Raw genomic sequence first — 16,500 nt, forward strand, 5'->3', positions numbered from 1 at the left:
GCTCACTATAACGTGTTTTAGTTACAAGTTTAAGATTGAATAATAAGCATAAATACTAGATACTGTTTTTATATACAGTTATGGCGATATTATGAAAAAAGAATTACCAGCAAAATACTATTTAGCGCATTTTAGAGAGCTTATTGAGTTTGTAACTAGTAAATGTATGCATTTACTTGAGCCTAAACATAGTGAATTTATTAGTAAAATTAACCAGCTAGATGAACAAAGCCAGTGCATGTTGGCGCGTGTGTACTCGCGAAAGCCTTATTTGGTGCAGGCGCAATCGCTTAATTATGAAGAAATAACATCACCGCATCAGGCTATTTATACGCTTAAAAAAGCCGATATTTTATTTGAGCCAAACGAGCAGCATTATTCGCAGCTTTTAGCGCACTTAACCAAACCTTCTTTGGTTGAGTTGCTAAGTAATTACGACGAGCAAATAAGCTTTAAAAAGAGCGCCGGTAAAGGCGCGCTGGTGGATATTGCGCGTGAGTTTTTTAAAGCATGCCCACAAGAGCTTGCGCCACTTTATAGCCAGTATGTAATTAATAACCGCAGTGATTACTACGAGTATTTTGAGTTTTTATTTGCAGGCAAACTAAGCAGCGGCGATGTAAATCATCAAAATCGTTTTGTAATGCGAGACTTAGGCTTAACCGCTACACGCGAAGGGCACAGTGAGAGCTTGTCACGCTTTGAAACACTTGAAGAAGCGCAATCAAACTATTTACTAAACCGTTACCGGTTAGCATTTAAAAACATTACAGATGAGAGCGACTATGCTGCTTTAGCGTCGCAGGTTTTAGTGCAAGCTACACATGGTGCCATTGCCGTTGTATTAAAAAATAAATTATTAGTTAGGCTTTATAGGCAGCTAAAAACAGTTGATAGCGAACTTGCTTTTAGTTTGCTTGAAGGGTGCGTGGATGATAGCGAAGCACAAGAAATTCAAATAAGAGAGCAATACAGGCTTGGCAATAAAGAGTGGGTAAAAGCTCGATTAGAAGCCATTATCGAAAATCCACTTACTGATGATTTACTTTATTTTGCTGACGATTTTTTAATGCGTAAGTTTAATAAAAAAACACGTTCGCGTTTAAGTGCCATGCTTGCCGACACCCAATGCGTGCTAGAAATAGATGAGCTGTACCGAGGTGAAGTAGAGCAGGGCGTAAACGATTATTATACTCGCCAAGGTATGGCTGTATTTAATACCGAAAACACGCTTTGGCAAAGTTTGTTTGGTTTAGTATTTTGGCATGAGTTATTTGTGGAGTCGCCTTATCCGCCATGCAATGAGTTTGATATTTATCCGCAAGTATTAAGGCTTGGTAATTTTTATGAAGCGCAGCAAACACAGATAAATGAGCGCTTAGCACAGTGCCAAACGCCGCAAGCATTACTTAATTTGGTATGCAAAAATGCAGCGCAATACTTTGATCAGCCCAATGGCTTATTTAGATGGCGCAGCAATTTATTAGAGCCACTAGAAGCGCTTATTTTAAACAGCCCACTTGAGGCATTAATTACTCATTTAACGGCTATGAGCAAACATTATTTACAGCTAAAAGACGGCTACCCCGACTTAATGGTTATCAATAATGGCCAAGTACATTTTGAAGAGGTAAAAGCCCCGGGCGACAAACTTAGGCGCAACCAATTAACTACTATTGATAATTTAAAAAATGTGGGCTTTACAGTACACATTGCTGCGGTTAAATGGTTTGTAGATCCACACCGTATTTACAGTGTGGTCGATATAGAAACCACGGGCGGCTTAAAAGGCGGTAACCGTATTACCGAAATTGGCCTTGTAAAAGTACAGCACGGAAAAGTAATTGATACCTGGACAAGCTTAGTTAACCCCGAGCGCCATATACCCGGATTTATAACGTCACTAACTGGTATTAGCGACAGCATGGTTTATAACGCGCCCGTATTTGCAGAGGTTGTAAAGCCACTAATTGATAAACTAGCAGGCAGTATTTTTGTAGCCCATAACGTTAATTTTGACTACGGCTTTATTAAAAAAGAATGCGAGATGGCAGGGCACTTTTTTAAAATGCCAAAAATGTGCACCGTGGTTGAGTCGCGCAAAGCGTTTAAAGGCTTAAAGTCGTATTCGCTTGGTAACCTTAGTACGCATTTTAATTTAAATTTAACCAGCCATCACCGCGCATTGGCCGATGCAACTGCCACTGCCGAGCTGTTATTGCTGATCCAAAATAGTGAAACGCTAACGCCGTAGGGTATTAGCTTACCTTTAAGTATTTGAAATTTAGTTAATAAGTGGTTTTATTGTAATTTTTTAATTTATTTTTGGAATAAAGTGTTTTTGTAAATCGTCTTCTTTATGTCAATCCGACAAACTAGAGGACAAAACAATGACTAAATTAAATAAAATTGTAAGCGTAATGATGTTAAGCGGTGTGTGTACTTTTACAGGTGCAGTGCACGCCGCTGATATTGAAATATCTCAGTCAACGTCGGCGCAGCAACAAACATCTACATCTATTGCGCTTTCACAAAACGGTTTAACAGCCAGTGGTAGCAATGATACAAACGCATCTAGCAATACACAAGTAACGGCTGATGACTCGCAAAATACAGATTCAACGGCAAATAATACACAAACTCCATCGCAAGAAAGCAGCGAGGCCGCAGAGCCTGCAAATTCATTAGTGGCCTCTGGCAGCTCATCTTTAAATAACGTATTAAATGCATCGGCATCGTCTTTAAATGCCACAGGCAATACCACAGTCAATACAGCACTTGATGTAACAGCGCAGTTAACCTCATCGGCGGGTAATTTAACGACTGCAGTGAGCCAGTCGTCATTACTTGGACTTACCTCTGATCAAGCCGCTCAGCCCGATACTACCGATACACCAACAAGTGCCTCTTTACTTTCAAACGTGGGCAGCGCTACCGATTCAGTAACTCAAGCTGATGCAGCGAGTGCGCTTACAAACCAATTAGCAATTACTAATACGGCTGCAAACTCAGTGAGCTCTGCACTGCAAGTAGGTGATGCAATTAATACCAGTAATGAAGTTGTAAGCAGTGTTCAGCAATCTTTAATTGCCAGCGTGCAAGATAGTACGGTTAGCAGTTTACAAAGTACGGTACAGCAAAGTGTTAGCGGGCAGGTGAGTGCAGCGGTCACTGATCAAATTAGTAACGATGTAGCACTTAGCACTGCAAGTGAAGTAGTAACCAACATTACTAACGATTTAGACCTAGGCCTTTAATACGCGCGTGTTTGCACAAATGCCGAATAGGGAAACCTATTCGGCCTGTTGGAGAATAAATATGAAAGCAGTTATAACCGCCACATTGTGTGTTTTTAGTGCCCAAGCGGTGCTTGCACAAACCAACCACGTTAAAACACCTGAGCAAAATAAACCCTTTAAAAGTAGCTTTGAGCTAAATGCAGATGCAGAAGTTGGGGTATTAAGCAATTCAGCGCTCTCTGTTCAGGAGCTTGACGATATTTCGTCGCAAAGCGACAGCGGCATAAAAACCGCAGCCGGTGTTAATGCAAAATGGCAATTAACCAAAGGCGCTAAATTAACTTCAAGCTACCGGTTTGAACAGCAAGACTACGATGAGTTTGATCAATACGATTTAGACCTTCATCAATATGGTTTAGATGGCAGCTACAGCTTTAATAGCCATGAGGTAGGGGTTCGTTACGATGGCACAAAAGCAAATGTAGATGGCGAACCATTTTTACATTTTAATCAAGCCAGCGCTTACTATGGCCATTTTTTAAACCCGCATACGTATTTACGTATGAGCATAAAAAACAAAGCTAAACGTTTTGCTACTGCAAAAGCACGTAATGCTGATGGCGTAGATGCCGATGTAGCGCTTTATCATTTTATAAATAATGGGCAAACCATGCTAATGGCAGCGCTAAGTGCCGATAAAGAAAACGCCGACGACAACCAGTACGACTTTAACGGCTACGGCTTTACTACTAAAGTTACGCACAAATTTACGGCCTTTAATGTGGCTAACAAAGTGGGGGCTGGCTGGCGTTATCAAAATAAAGATTACGATGAGCAAACAACGGATGATTTTTTTGAGCAAATACCGTCGCGAGATGAGCACCGAAATGTAGTTAATGCGTTTTATAACGTAGCTGTGTTTGAGCACGTAACACTAATAGCCGAGGCTGAATATGGCGATTACCAATCAAAGCTTAGTAGCAATACCTATACTCAGTCGGTTTTATCGGCGTCAGTTAAAGTGCACTTTTAGGTGGGTAAATGGCGCCATAACCAAAGGTGGCGTCTTTGCCTTGCTCGCCTAAATCGACGGCCAGCGAAGTAAGCTCGTTAAGTGCTTTAGTTTTATTATTACCATGCTTTAACAATAAACAACTTAATGCCGCGCTTACATGCGGCGCCGCCATTGACGTACCCGACTCCCTACCAAATTTTCCATTACTTTGGCTTGTAACAACATTTACACCAAGGGTTGTAAAGTCTATGTAATCGCCTTTATTTGACCATCTATAAATGTGGTTTTTTGAATCAATAGCACTTACCGCTATCACGCTTTTATATGCACCTGGGTATAACGGCTGCGACGCCGGGCCTTGATTACCCGCAGCAGCTACAATTAAACCATTTTGTTTTATTGCTGCAGTAATACTTGCTTCTAAAATTGCGTTATTTGGCCCCGTTAGGCTCATATTTATTACGGGTATTTTATTGCTGACTAGCCAGTTAAGTGCTTCTACTATGGCAAATAATGTAGCCCCTTGTGCATATTCAGATTGTCTATAAAACACCTCTGCACTGTAAAGCTCGGCACTGCTTAAAAGCGGGCTGAGCGATGCTCCTTTACCTGTAATTAACCCCGCTATGGCGGTGCCGTGTAAATTTGGCGAGCTTAACCCTTTAGGTAAAAAGCTTTGCGTGGTGATATTTGCGCCTTTAAAAGCACTGTGTTTGGTATTAATGGCGCTGTCGATCATGCCAATTTTTACACTTTGTGTGCAGTAGGGGGCAATAGACTTATTTGGTGTTACTTTTGCGGTAGGTTCGCCTGTTTGCGCTTGGTAAATGTGGTTTCGGTCAAGTATTGCAGACTCATCTAAGTTAAGCGCTTTTAATAACTCACTTTTAGAATTAACACCTTGGGGTACGTTAAAGCGCACTAAGCTCATGTTAAGTGCGTTGTAATTTTTTACCGATACAATGGTTACATTTTGCTGCTTTAGGGTATTAAGTTGTTGGCTATTTGCCATTAATAACCATTGGCGCTCTATTGCTCTAAAGCCGTTTTCAAGCTCTACTTCAACAAATGCAGTGTTTTGGCTATTTATATTAATGTTAAGCACATTAGGTAAGCTGCTAATTGGCTCACTTATTTGTGCTTTTAGTTCATCAATCGATATTTGTGGTACAGGCACTGGGAGCGGCAGGCGTTGTGCTCGCTCTATAGTTTGCTCAATACGCTGCTCTATTGGGCTTAGCTGCCCAAGCACCTGATCGACTCTTACTATGTTGGCTGAACTCGTTGCGCTAAATATGCAAAGCGAGGCGGCTATTATGTGTTTAACGCGTGTGTTTTTAATATTCATAGTGGGTTACTTCTATTAAATTTATTATGCTGGTTAGTTAACGTTTAACACATAGAAATATTTCATTATTTAAATTATTTGGGAATAAATGTTTTTTTGAATCGTCTTCTTTATAAAAGGGGTAAAAATCAATGAACGAAATATTAAAAGCCTTATTGCCCATGCTTAGGCGTTTTGCCTATTCGCTAACGGGTAGTAAAGCAGATGCAGACGATGTAGTGCAAATAACAATTGAAAAACTATTAGTAAAAGGCATTCCGGATGACGTTGAGCCTGCTAAGTGGGCATTTAAAATTTGCCGTAATGTGTGGATAGACGAATACCGCTCACGCAAGGTAAGGCAAAATAAGGCTCAGGCCGATATTTTACCAGAGCCAATATCAAGTAATGAGCACCAAACACTCGAAAACAAACAAATGCTTAAAAATGTAAATACAGCACTTGGGCAATTACCCGAAGAGCAACGCGCCATAGTATCGCTGGTGGCACTGCAGGGCATGGCCTATAAAGAAGTAGCACATACGCTAGATATACCTATAGGCAGTGTAATGAGTAAATTATCGCGCGCACGCAGTACACTTTATAACTTAATAAAACCCGACTTTAAAAAGGAGCAAGTATGAACATTAACGACGAAACTCTTAGCGCCTTTTTAGACTCAGAGCTAAGCGAGGACGAAATGGAGCAAGTGCGTAAAGCCCTTGAAACCGATGATGCGCTAGTAATGCGACTTGCAGAATTTAGCGAAGTAGACATGCTAGTAAAGGAGCACGCAATAAGTATTGACGACGCACCACTTAGTGACTCGTTAGCTAAAACGGTTGCAAAGCTTGATACAACAACGACAAAAAACACGTTAAATAGCAATGTAGTAACGTTAAGGCCTTGGCAAAAGGTTAAGCAGTCGGCTAATAAAAGTTTAGCAATAGCTGCAAGCGTTGCCGTGGTATTTGGTATTGCAATGACGAGCTATTTACAACCCAATGAGTCGCAAAATTTAGTAGCCAGCAATACCGCCTCAGCCCTTAACACACAACTAAGTAGTGGTGTGTTTGAGCAAAGTGATGGCTCAGTATTTAGTGCGCAGCTTAGTTTTAAAAATCAGCAAGGTGAGCTTTGTAGGCAGTATGCACTAAGCTCAAATAATACAACGCAAACAAGCATTGCTTGTAAAACGCAAAGCGGTTGGCAAATTAAAGCGCAAACAGCCACGCAGCAAAGTAACAATGGCGCGCAATATCAAACGGCGTCTAATAACAGTGAGTTAGATGCTGTTATAGGTAGCATGATCAGCGGCGCACCACTAGATAGAGCGCAAGAACAGCAAGCAATTAGCGCAAAGTGGCAGTTAAACAAATAATAATGTGTATAAAACGTGGTGAACTATGAAAACATCTATTTTAATTATCAGTATTTTACTTATGGCGGGCTGTGCATCTAAACCGGATTACCGCGCCGCGAATAATGGATCGCAAGGTTATAGCGAGCAAAAAATTAGCGACGATCAATACCGAGTCGAGTTTAAAAGCGTATCAAACAACGTAGCCGATGCCGGTGACTATGCATTATTACGCGCGGCTGAGCTTACACAAGCGCAAGGCTACGACTGGTTTGTTGTAACTAATAAAGAAACCTTTGTTGAGTCTAAATCGCAAGCTCCTGCGTCATCTATTAGTGCATCACAAAGCCAGCAATATGAGCGAAGCTGTGGTTTATTAACTTGCGAAACACGCGCTAGCCCAACAAGCAGCGTAGGCGTACAGTTAAGCAACAATGATAAACGCAAAGAAGTGCACACCCTGATTGATATTAAAATGGGCAAAGGCATTAAACCAAGCGAAAACAGTTTTAGCGCCCAAGACTTAATTGAAAATTTAAGCAAAAAGGCGCAAAAGTAAGCGTTTGGTAAAAGCGCTTGATATAAGCACTTAGCTTGTTTTAGCTAAGTGCTTTTTTCGTGGTAAAAAACCAGTAACCAACATAGTACCCACAATGACAAATAATGCGCCGAGTAACGTATTTGGCCCAATTTGCTCATCTAAAATTAAATGTCCCCAAAATATGCCAAATAATGGAATTAAAAATGTAACCGTGAGTGCTGAGGTTGGGCCAATATCGTCGATTAATTTAAAAAATAAAATATAAGCAAGTGCAGTACACATTACTCCTAATACAAGTACACCTAGCATAACGTTGGTGCTTGGTATTTCTCGTATTGGCATAAATAAGATAAGCGGCAATACCATAAAGCTTGAAGCCCACATTGAGCCATGGGCGTTATCGAATGGGGCCAGTTTAGGCGCGTTTTTAGTGTAATGCGATGCAATGGCATAGCAAAGTGATGCGCTTAATGCCGCTACTATGGCCAAAATTGATTGGCTATTTAATACAAAATGATTTTGCCCAACGAGTATTGCAACGCCTATTAAGCCAAGTAGTAAACCAAGCACCATACTTTTATTGGGCTTTGTTTTCGTCCATAAAATTCCAACTACAACACCCCATATTGGTGTTGTAGAATTTAAAATTGAGAGTGTGGATGCGCTAATAGTTTGAGCTGCGTAAGCAAAAAATAAAAACGGAAGAGCAGAATTAAACGCGCCTATAATAAAAAAGTGTTTTTTATGTTGGATAAACGCTAAGCGGCGTTTTAAATACAAAGCAACAATAAATAAAGTAACTGCAGCAAAGCCTACTCTTAGCTCAATTAATACCGCAGGCCCCAAGCTATTTGCTGCCATTCGCATAAATAAAAAAGAAGCGCCCCAAATAGCGGCCAGAAAAAATAATCGCAGTAAGCTTGCTAAGGTCATGATAGTATTTTAATTATGCTGATTGGTTTTTAGAATAACAGGGTTTATAAAAAGAGTAAGCCATATTCGGAACTGGCATATAAAAATAATAAATTAAGGATAAGAATGAAAACGTTCTCAGTAGTTTCTATGGTATTTATCACTTTTTTGGGTGGATGTAATTCAAGCTCAATCAACCTTTACAGTGATACCACCATGAAAAAGAATGAATACAATGGTATTAAAGCGTATCGAAAAGGACAGTTTGAGGCCGCTTTCAATTATTTAAAAGAGCCTGCTGGGCTAGGCTATAAAAGCGCACAATACACGTTGGCGTTTATGTTTTTGAAAGGCCAATACTTGGAGCAATCTACTAAACTAGGGATGGGCTGGCTAGGCGTTGCAAAAGAAGCGGGGGTTGAAAATTGGTCTGCGCAATACGATGTATTTTACAGTGCAGCGACTACGCAGCAAAAACAACAAATAGACGAAACAGTTGCGTTGTATATAACGCAATTTGGCGTTAAAGCACAAAATATGACCTGTCGTCGTTCAACTTCGCCTAGACGTACATTTGGTGAAGTTAAAATTGATTGCACTAAGCACGAAGGTAGCGTTACCGAGCACGACATACAAATAATAGAATAGAGTTATGGCTTTTCTAGCTTTTTTTCAAAGTCGCTTTTTACAATATCGAGTGCTTTTAAGACCTCTTCTGGAGCAACATCGTGTTGCTCTAGTATCATAATTAAATCTACTGCAAGTTTAATATGTGTAGGGGCTTGATCAAGTGGGCTTGTCATTTAATTCTTTCTTTTTTGATATTTGGCTAATGGCGACATTTATTGCTGTTTGCACACGTTGTTCCATATGTATGCGTTCTGATTGCGGTAAATAAAACGCCATATCTACATCGTAGCGAATATATCGTGGCGGGAGCTGATTTAGTACCGTACAACAAAAGTCAGCCATTACATCTTCATCATATTTTTCATCAAGTTTAAGTTTGATGATTTCTTCAACTACAATCTTTTCGTAATAGTTGTGTATGTCTTCGTGTAATCGCATATTCCCACCGCTTTAAAATAATCCGTTTAACTGAGTCTATACTAAGGCTTACTATAAATCGATAGCGGCTTTAAATAGTTGTTTATGAACATTAATTAGTGAACTCAAATTACGCTGATAACCGCCACCTAAAGCGCACATTAGTGGGGTTTGATGTTGCTTACAGAAGTTGAGAACAAACAAGTCGCGCTCATATACGCCATTGAGCGATATATTAAACAAGCCTAACTCGTCTTTAGTGTAAATATCAGCGCCTGCATTATACAAAATAATATCAGGGTTATGTATGCGCACGCAAAAATCGAGTGCTTGCTTTAATGTAGCAAGGTACTCATCGTCGGCTGTTTTAGCGGGCAATGCAAAATCGTAAGTGGACTCTTGCTTATTACGAGGAAAATTTTGCTCACAATGAATTGAGCAGGTAATAATTTGGTTATGGTTTTGAGTGATTTGTGCTGTGCCATCGCCTTGGTGTACGTCGCAATCAAAAATTAAAACAGTGTCGGCTTGCTCTGTATTTATTAAATGTGCTGCTGCAATAGCTAAATCATTAAAAATACAAAAGCCACTGCCAAAATCACTATGAGAATGATGATAACCACCGCTTAAATTGAAGGTTAGATCGTGACTAAAAGCCGCTTCAGCAGCTTGAATACTCCCGCCAATAGATAAAAGAGTACGCTCTACAAGTTGTTGCGAATAGGGAAATCCCATCTTTTTAATTGCTTTATCGCTTAGTATTCCATTTAAAAAGTCATCTATATAACGTTGGCTATGACATAGCGAAAGTTGAGATTTAGTTGCTTTTATAGGCTCTTGAAAGTGAATAGCCGAAACACCTAGATTTTCTATTTCGCTTTTAAGTAACTTATACTTTTGAATAGGGAATCGATGACGTTCTGGGAGTATAAGGTCTGAATACAATGGATGATAATAAAGCTGCATAGTAAAGTTCGGCTTAACGCAGCTGCTGTTTTTCTACTTGTTGTATTTTGTCCTCGGTGGCAGAAATTGCTTTTCTGCAGCGGCCTAATCGAGCATGTGTGCTTAATATTTCAAGGTTAAGCTTTTGTGCTTTAGCTGGCGAGGCTTTATCCATTTGCATTTTACGCTCTTCAATCATGAGCACTAAACGGCGTTCAAACTCATGGTTTTGTTTTAATTCGTCGTAAAGCTCGTGCGATGATTGCATTATTTTTTGTACCGCTTGCTTATAAACGGTTTGCTTAGGGCGTGGTTTATAATGGCTTTTGTTTTCTTTAACCCAAATAGGCGTTGATTTAATAACGTTGAATACAGCTTGTACCTGAGCTCCTATACGTTCAAGCGCGTAGGTATAAGCATGGCGATGCTCACTTGGCGGTAACCTTGACACTTCATCTTCTATTTCTATTACGTAATCGACTAGGTTCATGCTTTTTGTACTAAAAACTGCGCGGTCAAACAAGCTAGGTTGCGCTTGCATGTAACGATTTTTAGAAAAAAGTTTAGCTTTATCAAATTGCTCAGCTTGTTGTTTTAGCGTTGCAACTTGTTGACGTAGTTTATCTAAAGCCATTGAATGCATATTAAAAGTAAGCCTCGTAAATTAGTTTTAATGCTAAAAGTATAACCATAGTATTAAATACAGGGCGAATAAATTTACTACCAAAACGTATTGCTGAATGTGCTCCAAACCATGCGCCTAGCATAATAAAAAAGCCCATTGTTATGCCAAGTAAAAAGTTTACATGTCCGAGTGCTACAAAGGTGATGAGCGATATAAAATTAGAAACAAAGTTCATTGAACGCGCTAAACCACAATTGAGTAGCAAGTTCATTTTATAAAGCATGCCATTAGAAGCGGTCCAAAATGTCCCCGTACCTGGGCCTGCTAAACCATCAAAAAAGCCTAATGCTAAACCCTGTAGCCATTGTTTTATTTTCATCGCTTTGTTTAGTTTAGGGAGTTCATCGCCTTCGGTAGTACTTAAATTACCAAATAAGCTATAAGCGGCAACTAAAATAATAATAATGGGGAGTAGTTTGTTTAAAAAATCGATACTTAAATGATCAACAATAAGAGTGCCTATCAATGCACCTATTGCAGTAGCAATAATGGAGGCAGCCCAAAACTTTGGACTAAATAAGTTCTTTTTATAGTATGTATAGCTTGCCGTTAACGAGCCAAAACTTGCTGCTAGTTTATTGGTTCCTAGTGTTAAATGCGGAGGTAAGCCAGCTGTTAGTAAAGCGGGCACAGTTAACATGCCACCGCCACCGGCGATAGCGTCTATAAAACCTGCGGCAAGTGCAACAGCACATAAAACAGCCCAAGTTGTTGGATCGAGTGCGAGTTCAAACATTAATAATCTATTTGTCTTTTAAAAGGTGGTAGAGTGTCGAGCATGGCTTTACCGTATCGCTTAGTAACTAAGCGCCTATCGAGAATAGTAATACAGCCTTCATCACTCTCTTTTCGCAGCAGTCTACCACAGCTTTGTACCAATTTCTTTGCGGCGTCTGGTACGGTAATCGTTAAAAACGGGTTACCGCCTTTGCTTTGTACAAATTCTGCTTGCGCTTCTTCTATTGGCGAAGTAGGTACAGCAAACGGAATTTTGGTAATTATTAAGTTCTCTAAATATTTACCAGGTAAATCAAGACCTTCCGAAAGGCTCTGCGTTCCAAATAAAATACTGCCTTTGCCTTCGTCTACATTTTTGGTGTGTAATTTAAGCAACGCTTCTCGCGACATCTCACCTTGTACTAATAAGTTAAAACCTTTTGTTCTAAGAAACTTTGTTACGTGGTCCATTTGCCAGTAAGAAGCGAATAGTACAAGGTTCGCTTTTTTATCATCTAGGTACTCTGGTAATGTTTTAGCTAGGTGATCACTAAAGTCTTTATCGGTTGGTTCTACTTTAGATACCGGAATACGTAAAGTGGCTTGTTTGGGGTAATCAAAAGGAGAAGGTACTTTAATAAATTTAACGCCTTCTTCTTTAGCAAGTCCTGTTTCGTAAGCAAAGTGATCGAACGAGCCGAGTGCACTTAATGTAGCAGAGCACAAAACAGCGCCCGCGCATTCTCGCCACAATTTATCTTTTAAGTAATAACCGACCTCGATAGGGCAGTCGCTTAATAAGTGGTCGTGATGGCTTTTGTATTCAAGGCGTTTTATCCACCGTGCATGAGGAGCACCTTCGCCTTTTTTTGCGTAACTAAACCATAGTTTGTTTAGTTGTTCTAACCGGTTTATGTATTGACCGCTTTCGCCTAGTATTGGGTCGGCAACGTGAGGTTTTATGTCGCCATCACTTACATCTTGGGTAAGGGTGTCGTGCATTTTGTTTAAACAGCGCAGCGCATCTTGCGTGGCTTCGCTTATGTCTTTTGCTTTACTGTGCAATGATTGTGGAATTTCACCGTGTTCAAAGCGATAAGTATCGTCTTTTGAGTATTCAAAATCGGCATTATCAAGAATGTCGCGCACTACTTTTAAATCTTTATTCGCGTCATTAATGCTGTCGCAAAGTTTAAAGTTTTGCCCAATAGCTCTTTGCCCCACTAAAACCTTCGCCATTTTCCCGCTAAACTTGGTGAGCTTATCAAGCCATTCTATCGTGCCTTTAATTGTTGCTGCGGCCGATGAAAAATCGCGTGTTATATGTGCTAAATGATGCGCTTCATCAATAACGTAAATGGTGTTGTCGGGCTCTGGTAAAATTTTACCACCGCCTAAGTCTAAATCGGCAAGTAATAAAGAGTGATTAATTACCAGTACATCCATTTGCATTAATTGATTACGCGCAAGCTGAAACGGGCACGTTTGATGGGCCTTCATTTGGCGTTGGCATGAATGTTTATCGCACGCTATTAAGTTCCACACTCTATCGGGTACGGTATCAGCCCAGCTGTCTCTATCGCCTTGCCATTTTTTATTCACATAGGCGTTATATAGCTCATTCAAACACTTGGTTTCCATTGCGCTCAATGGTGAAGTAAGCGTTGGCATAAAGTCCATTTGTGTTTGGCTATCGCCGTTTACAGCATTATGTAATTTGTGGGCACAAATATAACGATGGCGACCTTTTACTAAATCAAATTTAAAGTCGAGGCCTGAATGCTTTTTAAAAAATGGGAGTTCTTTTGCTATTAATTGTTCTTGCAGTGCAACGGTTGCGGTAGAAATAACTAGCTTCTTTTTTTGCGCTAAGGCAAGCGGTAATGCGCCTAAACAATAGGCAAGAGACTTACCGGTACCGGTGCCTGCTTCAATTACGCAAATGCGCTGCTTTTTATGGTATTCGCCAGCAAGCGTTTTTGCTATTTCGGCTACAAGGTAGTTTTGACTGCTACGAGGGCGATAATCGTTTAGGTTGCTAGCCACATGCTGGTGTACTTGCCTAATTGTTTTTTTTAGTGAGTCAGAAAGCATGGGATGATTTACCTAAAGTATGTATATAATTACAGTGCTATGGATTTTAGAGTTATAAGAGTGTAACTACAAGAAGTGATGAGATTAATTTAGCAAATAAAGTATCTGAGTGTTTATTTAGGTTGAATGTATGGCTTTAAAGCATTTTGAATTAAGTAAAAACTTACATATATATGAATAAGGTTTAGTAATAATGTACTTAACAGCCGGTTTTATTGTTTCTTCTCATGCTTATGATACTGCTAACGGCATCTGCTACGAAGCGTGGTTTTGCAGTGATAAAGGGCCTATAAAAACTATATCAGTTAACGAAAATGCGCTGTTTTTTATCAAAAGTAAAGATGCTGAAATAGCGCATGAAATATTAGCAGCTGAGTCACTTATCTTTAATATTAAAAGTCTTGGGTTAAAAAACTTTCAGCAAGAAGATATGTCGGCCTGCTACTTCAAATCACTTAAACATTTTTATTCTGCTGCTAAAGCTTTAAAGCAACGTGGAGTTGTATTATTTGAAGAAGATATTCGACCAATAGAGCGCTACCTAATGGAGCGCTTTATAAAAGGAGGTGCTTGGATAACGGGTAATGTTTTTTATCAAAATTGTTATACATTAGTAACAGAGGCAAAATTAAAAGCAAATGATGAGTATTCCCCAGCTCTTAATAAACTCTCGTTAGACATTGAATGTAACGAAAGTGGCGTTTTGTTTTCTGTTGGACTTGTGGGCTGTAATTTAGACTGTGTTTTAATGATTGGCGAGCCAGATAGAGAAGCTGAAAACCTAGAGTTCGATATTATTTGGTGTGTAGATGAGGCTGAGCTGTTAAGGGGGGTCGAGCATTTTATTAAGCTTAGCGATCCTGATGTCATAATTGGCTGGAATGTAATTGAGTTCGATTTTTCGGTTATTCATGAAAGAGCGGAAGCACTAGGCATTAAGTTATTACTGGGTAGGGGAGATCAACCTTTATATGTTCGTAAAGGACACTTTACTCGAGTATCGATCCCTGGGCGATGTGTGGTTGATGGAATAGACACTTTAAAAAATGGTACATATAGTTTTGAGAGCTTTTCTTTAGCTAATGTTTCAAATCAAGTGTTGGGTGAGTCCAAATTAATAGACACGGCTAATAGTCTGCAGGAAATTATTAGGCAATTTAATGAAGATAAGCTTTCTTTAGCAAAATATAATCGACAAGATTGTATTTTGGTAAATAAAATTTTTGATAAATTAAAGCTACTCGATTTTTCTATTATAAGAACAAAGCTCACAGGATTAGAGCTTGAAAAAAAGGGCGGCTCTGTCGCTGCTTTTATTAATATGTATTTACCATTACTGCATCGCAGCGGTTATGTTGCCCCTAATATGGGCGATCATGGACTTACATTTGAAAGCCCAGGCGGTTATGTAATGGAGTCTATTCCTGGGCTTTATAAAAATGTCATTGTTTTAGATTTTAAAAGCTTGTACCCCAGTATTATGCAAACTTTCTACATTGATCCACTTGGACTGATAGAAGGTTTAAAAAATCCAAACCAAAGTGTGCAGGGTTTTAATGAAGCCCTATTCTCGCGAGACAAGCATCACTTACCTTTACTTGTTAAAAGCTTAGCGTCCCAAAGGCAGCTCGCCAAAGACAATCAAGATCAAATACTTTCTCAAGCAATTAAAATAATAATGAATAGCTTATATGGTGTTTTAGGCTCAAAAGGGTGCAGGTTTTACGATCCTAGGTTATCTAGCTCTATTACGTTAAGAGGGCACGAAATAATGCTACAAACTAAAAGGTGGATAGAAGAGCTTGGTTATAGCGTTATTTATGGTGATACCGATTCTACATTTATTAAGTTGGATGATGATTTAACCCACGACGAGTGTAATGAAATTGGCGTGTTTTTAGCTAAAAAGATAACTACAGATTGGATTAACGAGATTAAACAAACGCACAACTTAACAAGTCATTTAGAAATAGAATTTGAATCTCTTTATAGCCCTTTCTTTTTGCCAACCATAAGGGGGAAGCTAGTTGGCTCTAAAAAGCGCTATGTCGGTAAATTAATTAAACCAAACGAATCAAAACTAGTATTTAAAGGATTAGAAACAGTAAGAAGTGATTGGACTAAACTTGCTCAACAATTCCAGTTCGACCTATTTACTAGTCTTTTTGATGGAAATTTAAATATAAATGACCTTGTTAAAGACTATACAACAAAGTTATACCAAGGTGATTTTGATCATTTACTCATTTTTAAAAAGAGATTAGGTCAAAACTTAATCGATTATAAAAAAAATATCCCCCCTCATGTTCAAGCAGTTAAAAAACACCAGAAAAAAAATAGCGAATTTACGGTCAATAGGGGGGAATTTGTTACATTCGTTTACACAACTGCTGGAGTTGAACTGTATCAAGGCTTTCATAGCTATGACTATGCAATTTATGTAGAAAAACAGATTGTACCGTTAATTGAAATGATTGGTCTTATAGTGAACTCAAATGTTGCTTTAGGGTTAGGTTTTCAAGGGGGGCTATTTTGACTGTACCCAAAATGGCAATTATCTTGGGTTTTTAACCTGCATATTTGTAATTAATTCTAATTTAGCTCGTTATTTATTCTTT

The 16,500-nt window shown here is 39.2% G+C and carries 16 protein-coding genes; 8 read left to right on the forward strand and 8 right to left on the reverse strand.

Annotated elements, in window-relative coordinates; translation table 11 throughout:
- Positions 1–91: 91 nt before the first annotated feature.
- The 3 genes from I6E85_RS12485 to I6E85_RS12495 all read left to right on the forward strand — a co-directional run bounded on the left by I6E85_RS12485 (position 92) and on the right by I6E85_RS12495 (position 4,272).
- Positions 92–2,254, forward strand: coding sequence for an exonuclease domain-containing protein (locus I6E85_RS12485; RefSeq protein WP_231621055.1), 2,163 nt, complete (start codon positions 92–94; stop codon positions 2,252–2,254).
- Between the two features lie 136 nt (positions 2,255–2,390).
- Entirely contained in the window at positions 2,391–3,257 is an 867-nt protein-coding gene (locus I6E85_RS12490) for a hypothetical protein (RefSeq protein WP_197236980.1), read from the forward strand.
- A 61-nt stretch (positions 3,258–3,318) separates the two neighbouring features.
- Positions 3,319–4,272 (forward strand): surface lipoprotein assembly modifier, encoded by a 954-nt coding sequence (locus I6E85_RS12495; RefSeq protein ID WP_197236981.1) that lies wholly within the window; start codon positions 3,319–3,321, stop codon positions 4,270–4,272.
- Here the strand turns inward: I6E85_RS12495 and I6E85_RS12500 are convergent.
- Positions 4,256–5,602, reverse strand: coding sequence for a S8 family serine peptidase (locus tag I6E85_RS12500; protein ID WP_197236982.1), 1,347 nt, complete (start codon positions 5,600–5,602; stop codon positions 4,256–4,258). The genes I6E85_RS12495 and I6E85_RS12500 overlap by 17 nt on opposite strands.
- A 131-nt stretch (positions 5,603–5,733) precedes the next feature.
- Between I6E85_RS12500 and I6E85_RS12505 the strand changes: the two genes are divergently transcribed.
- The 3 genes from I6E85_RS12505 to I6E85_RS12515 are packed head-to-tail and all read left to right on the forward strand — an operon-like array spanning position 5,734 to position 7,500.
- Positions 5,734–6,225 carry an RNA polymerase sigma factor gene (locus I6E85_RS12505; RefSeq protein ID WP_024590768.1) on the forward strand — a complete coding sequence of 164 codons (492 nt, stop codon included), beginning with the start codon at positions 5,734–5,736 and terminating at the stop codon, positions 6,223–6,225.
- Positions 6,222–6,962: a hypothetical protein gene (locus tag I6E85_RS12510; RefSeq protein WP_024590769.1), complete on the forward strand. Its 741-nt coding sequence runs from the start codon at positions 6,222–6,224 to the stop codon at positions 6,960–6,962. The genes I6E85_RS12505 and I6E85_RS12510 overlap by 4 nt, the downstream gene beginning before the upstream one ends.
- A gap of 25 nt (positions 6,963–6,987) precedes the next feature.
- Positions 6,988–7,500, forward strand: coding sequence for a hypothetical protein (locus I6E85_RS12515; protein ID WP_024590770.1), 513 nt, complete (start codon positions 6,988–6,990; stop codon positions 7,498–7,500).
- A gap of 30 nt (positions 7,501–7,530) precedes the next feature.
- On the opposite strand, the gene I6E85_RS12520 is transcribed toward I6E85_RS12515, so the two are convergent.
- Entirely contained in the window at positions 7,531–8,415 is an 885-nt protein-coding gene (locus I6E85_RS12520; RefSeq protein ID WP_024590771.1) for a DMT family transporter, read from the reverse strand.
- Positions 8,416–8,520: 105 nt separating this feature from the next.
- Between I6E85_RS12520 and I6E85_RS12525 the strand changes: the two genes are divergently transcribed.
- Entirely contained in the window at positions 8,521–9,042 is a 522-nt protein-coding gene (locus I6E85_RS12525; protein WP_007584047.1) for a sel1 repeat family protein, read from the forward strand.
- 2 nt (positions 9,043–9,044) lie between these two features.
- Here the strand turns inward: I6E85_RS12525 and I6E85_RS12530 are convergent, their stop codons facing one another.
- The 6 genes from I6E85_RS12530 to dinG are packed head-to-tail and all read right to left on the reverse strand — an operon-like array spanning position 9,045 to position 13,882.
- Positions 9,045–9,197: a DUF2496 domain-containing protein gene (locus I6E85_RS12530; protein WP_007584045.1), complete on the reverse strand. Its 153-nt coding sequence runs from the start codon at positions 9,195–9,197 to the stop codon at positions 9,045–9,047.
- A complete protein-coding gene (locus tag I6E85_RS12535) occupies positions 9,181–9,462 on the reverse strand; it encodes a late competence development ComFB family protein (protein ID WP_024590772.1) in 282 nt (93 codons plus the stop codon). Before I6E85_RS12535 ends, I6E85_RS12530 begins: the two co-directional genes overlap by 17 nt.
- Positions 9,463–9,513: 51 nt before the next feature.
- Positions 9,514–10,407 carry a histone deacetylase gene (locus I6E85_RS12540; protein ID WP_024590773.1) on the reverse strand — a complete coding sequence of 298 codons (894 nt, stop codon included), beginning with the start codon at positions 10,405–10,407 and terminating at the stop codon, positions 9,514–9,516.
- Positions 10,408–10,420: 13 nt separating this feature from the next.
- Complete coding sequence (locus I6E85_RS12545; protein ID WP_007584039.1) at positions 10,421–11,029, reverse strand: primosomal replication protein; 609 nt, start codon at positions 11,027–11,029, stop codon at positions 10,421–10,423.
- 1 nt (position 11,030) lies between these two features.
- Positions 11,031–11,807, reverse strand: coding sequence for a TSUP family transporter (locus tag I6E85_RS12550; protein WP_024590774.1), 777 nt, complete (start codon positions 11,805–11,807; stop codon positions 11,031–11,033).
- A complete protein-coding gene (gene dinG / locus I6E85_RS12555) occupies positions 11,807–13,882 on the reverse strand; it encodes an ATP-dependent DNA helicase DinG (RefSeq protein WP_024590775.1) in 2,076 nt (691 codons plus the stop codon). Before dinG ends, I6E85_RS12550 begins: the two co-directional genes overlap by 1 nt.
- A gap of 193 nt (positions 13,883–14,075) precedes the next feature.
- Between dinG and I6E85_RS12560 the strand changes: the two genes are divergently transcribed.
- Complete coding sequence (locus I6E85_RS12560; RefSeq protein WP_197236983.1) at positions 14,076–16,418, forward strand: DNA polymerase II; 2,343 nt, start codon at positions 14,076–14,078, stop codon at positions 16,416–16,418.
- Positions 16,419–16,500 lie beyond the last annotated feature (82 nt).

This window comes from Pseudoalteromonas sp. NZS71 (assembly GCF_015864715.1).
In the GTDB taxonomy this organism is placed as follows: domain Bacteria; phylum Pseudomonadota; class Gammaproteobacteria; order Enterobacterales; family Alteromonadaceae; genus Pseudoalteromonas; species Pseudoalteromonas arctica.

Bases quoted from the DNA above. Each gene is read 5' to 3' on its own strand.
- I6E85_RS12530 (WP_007584045.1), bottom strand. From the start codon at position 9,197: ATGACAAGCCCACTTGATCAAGCCCCTACACATATTAAACTTGCAGTA.
- I6E85_RS12485 (WP_231621055.1), top strand. From the start codon at position 92: ATGAAAAAAGAATTACCAGCAAAATACTATTTAGCGCATTTTAGAGAG.
- I6E85_RS12495 (WP_197236981.1), top strand. From the start codon at position 3,319: ATGAAAGCAGTTATAACCGCCACATTGTGTGTTTTTAGTGCCCAAGCG.
- I6E85_RS12490 (WP_197236980.1), top strand. From the start codon at position 2,391: ATGACTAAATTAAATAAAATTGTAAGCGTAATGATGTTAAGCGGTGTG.
- dinG (WP_024590775.1), bottom strand. From the start codon at position 13,882: ATGCTTTCTGACTCACTAAAAAAAACAATTAGGCAAGTACACCAGCAT.
- I6E85_RS12540 (WP_024590773.1), bottom strand. From the start codon at position 10,407: ATGCAGCTTTATTATCATCCATTGTATTCAGACCTTATACTCCCAGAA.
- I6E85_RS12510 (WP_024590769.1), top strand. From the start codon at position 6,222: ATGAACATTAACGACGAAACTCTTAGCGCCTTTTTAGACTCAGAGCTA.
- I6E85_RS12525 (WP_007584047.1), top strand. From the start codon at position 8,521: ATGAAAACGTTCTCAGTAGTTTCTATGGTATTTATCACTTTTTTGGGT.
- I6E85_RS12500 (WP_197236982.1), bottom strand. From the start codon at position 5,602: ATGAATATTAAAAACACACGCGTTAAACACATAATAGCCGCCTCGCTT.
- I6E85_RS12520 (WP_024590771.1), bottom strand. From the start codon at position 8,415: ATGACCTTAGCAAGCTTACTGCGATTATTTTTTCTGGCCGCTATTTGG.
- I6E85_RS12515 (WP_024590770.1), top strand. From the start codon at position 6,988: ATGAAAACATCTATTTTAATTATCAGTATTTTACTTATGGCGGGCTGT.
- I6E85_RS12550 (WP_024590774.1), bottom strand. From the start codon at position 11,807: ATGTTTGAACTCGCACTCGATCCAACAACTTGGGCTGTTTTATGTGCT.
- I6E85_RS12535 (WP_024590772.1), bottom strand. From the start codon at position 9,462: ATGCGATTACACGAAGACATACACAACTATTACGAAAAGATTGTAGTT.
- I6E85_RS12560 (WP_197236983.1), top strand. From the start codon at position 14,076: ATGTACTTAACAGCCGGTTTTATTGTTTCTTCTCATGCTTATGATACT.
- I6E85_RS12505 (WP_024590768.1), top strand. From the start codon at position 5,734: ATGAACGAAATATTAAAAGCCTTATTGCCCATGCTTAGGCGTTTTGCC.
- I6E85_RS12545 (WP_007584039.1), bottom strand. From the start codon at position 11,029: ATGCATTCAATGGCTTTAGATAAACTACGTCAACAAGTTGCAACGCTA.